At 43.3% G+C, this 2,480-nt stretch carries 1 protein-coding gene; it reads right to left on the minus strand.

Annotated features, from left to right (window positions below; translation table 11 throughout):
* Positions 1-7: 7 nt before the first annotated feature.
* On the minus strand, positions 8-1,801 hold the full coding sequence (ltrA, locus tag RM368_RS38235) for a group II intron reverse transcriptase/maturase (RefSeq protein WP_322698892.1): 1,794 nt from the start codon (positions 1,799-1,801) through the stop codon (positions 8-10).
* Between the last annotated feature and the right edge of the window lie 679 nt (positions 1,802-2,480).

Here is a 2,480-nt window from a genome sequence, read left to right on the forward strand (position 1 = left end):
TATTACCCTAAGCCACATTGTCGCCAATGTGACTCGGCTTCAGAACCGTGCGTGATACTTTCGCATCACACGGCTCCTCAATGATTTGGCTCTTGTCATGAGTACCGTCTCGTTTGGTTTTGATGTCATGGCAGTGTCTATGCAATAGTTGGTAATTTTCGTAGCTGTCTTTTCCCCCTTTGGAGCGGGGAATAACATGGTCTACTTCCATTACATCTCCATCTCTGAAGTACATATTGCATTCTGTGCATTTTCCATTCTGCTTTTTCAGCAGTTTGGAGACTCTAGTTGGTAATTCGACACTTTTGCCCATGCGGGTAGCCCAGTAGATGAAATCGCCGTTGTAGGGGCTGACTTCTCCCTTGACTTTGACAAATTTCTGGATATGAAAATCACCGTGGTAAGTAAGATAGAGAGTTTTACCTTTGGTAATGGCGCGGAATATCCAGTTTGACCCGCCTTTGGAGCCGAAATATTTCCTAGTCCACCGTTTTGTAGATTTGTGAAGGTGTCTAGCCTTAGTCCAAGCAATTAACTTCAGTGTTAGTAAATTGTCAAGCTCTTGAAAGATTTCAGCACTGTTAACTTTGGAGTAATAGTTGCTCCATCCAGTGATGATTGGATTTAGTCGCTTGATTAGCTCGATTTGGGATTGACAAGATTTTAACTTATCAATTTCACTAGCTAACCTTTGATAGTGAGCTTTAACAGCCTCTTTGCTTGGCTTAATGTATGTCTTGTAACCTAGCGGTTTACCGTGTGTGTTTTTGCCTGTTGCGTACTTCCCTACTGGGTACTGGCGGATATTAAAGCCAAGGAAGTCAAAACCAGAAGTTTCTTCTCCCATGTGTTCCAAGGTGTGAGTGATGCGAGTTTTTTCAGGTCTAAGTTCTAGACCAGCATCATTCAGGAATTCCTCAATCAGTACTTTAGCCCTCATAATTACATCCAGTTTGGGATGTAGGATGACAAAATCATCGGCATATCTAACTAAGGTGATTTCCTTCTCATTGTTGTCCTTTTTCCCTGGAAGGGTTCGGACAAATTCCTTGACAATCTTTTCCATTCCGTGTAAAGCGATGTTTGCTAATAATGGCGAAATTACACCACCTTGAGGGGTTCCTTCATCAGTTGGAAACCATGCTCCGCCGTCGTAAACGCCAGACTTAAGCCATGCTTTAATCTGTTTGCGAAGTTTTGGAAACGTATTGATTTTGCTCAATAGTTTCTTATGGTCAATTTTGTCAAAACATTTTGCAATATCAGCATCCAGAACATATTTGCTCTTTTGTTTAATTGCTACTTTGATCCCCTCAATAGCATCCATACAGCTTCTACCAGGTCGGAATCCATAGCTGTTAGGCTCAAACTTGGCTTCCCATTCGGGTTCCAAGGCTAATTTTACCAGTGCTTGTTTTGCCCGTTCTGCGATAGTGGCTATACCCAAGGGTCTCTTTTCTGTTTTCCCTGGCTTGGGAATCCATACTCGGCGGGTGGGGGTAGATTTGTGATTTAGCTCTAGTGTTTTTACTAGTTCAAGTCGGGCTTTAGGCGTGAGAGCCTTTTTCCCATCTACTCCTGCAGTGTTCTTTCCTTGGTTATCTTGTGTCACTTTTCGGACGGCAAGCATTTTGGCAGACCAGGAATTTAGAAGAGTCTTTTGCAATTTACGCACTGCTTTGACATCTCCCCTTTGAGAGGCTTGATAGATTCTCTTTTGCAACTTGTACACCATGCGTTCTAGCTTTTGCCAGTTCACTTGTGTCCATACCACCATCGGATTTTTCCGTGTTTTAGTCATCTTCATTGCTTTGTTGACACTCTATCTTCCAAATCATCGGGAATCTGTCTGCGTATCCATACCCATTACAGGTAGGCATTTGCTTCTGATTCCATCTCTTCCTGTTAGGGCTTGCGGATTGGCTCCTACTCTAATATCGACCTCTTAGAGAGCCACAGACAGGATTACTTCGTTCCGTATAACCTTTTGTTTGAGTGTTTAGGACGGTACTACTCAGCCGGAGACAGGAAAGCGTGACCTTGATGGAGGTACTTTCGGGTTCCTATGTGTCTCAGTGTCTTTTGACCGCAGCGTATCAACCATTCTTTTCGCTACTTAGTGGGTTACGACTGTTCAAACGTACCTTCACTTTCGTTGTCCATGCACTCTTGCTTGCTGGGATTCACCTCATGGTTTGGTGTTACCAGCGTTTTTCCCCGCTTTACCCTTTGATAACCAGTCGCTAGGTAGGGGAAATGCTTTCACTCCCACGCTTGGAGGATAGGACTTTGTGATGGTTTGTCACATCACCTATAAGGTTATACAGTTATCAAGGTTCGGTTATCCGTACATAACTTATTCGGTTATCCGCTTGGGTATTTGTAACGGATTTCTAAGAACCTAGTGAGTCATCCCAAGGCTAAGGATTTTGCTGAAAAGTTTTTCCTGTAACCAGTTTCGACTCAACGAATCACACACC

Source organism: Nostoc sp. DedSLP03, from assembly GCF_034530815.1.
In the GTDB taxonomy this organism is placed as follows: Bacteria; Cyanobacteriota; Cyanobacteriia; order Cyanobacteriales; family Nostocaceae; genus Nostoc.

Excerpts from the sequence above, each read along its gene's own strand:
- ltrA (WP_322698892.1), bottom strand. The coding sequence starts at position 1,801 with ATGACTAAAACACGGAAAAATCCGATGGTGGTATGGACACAAGTGAAC.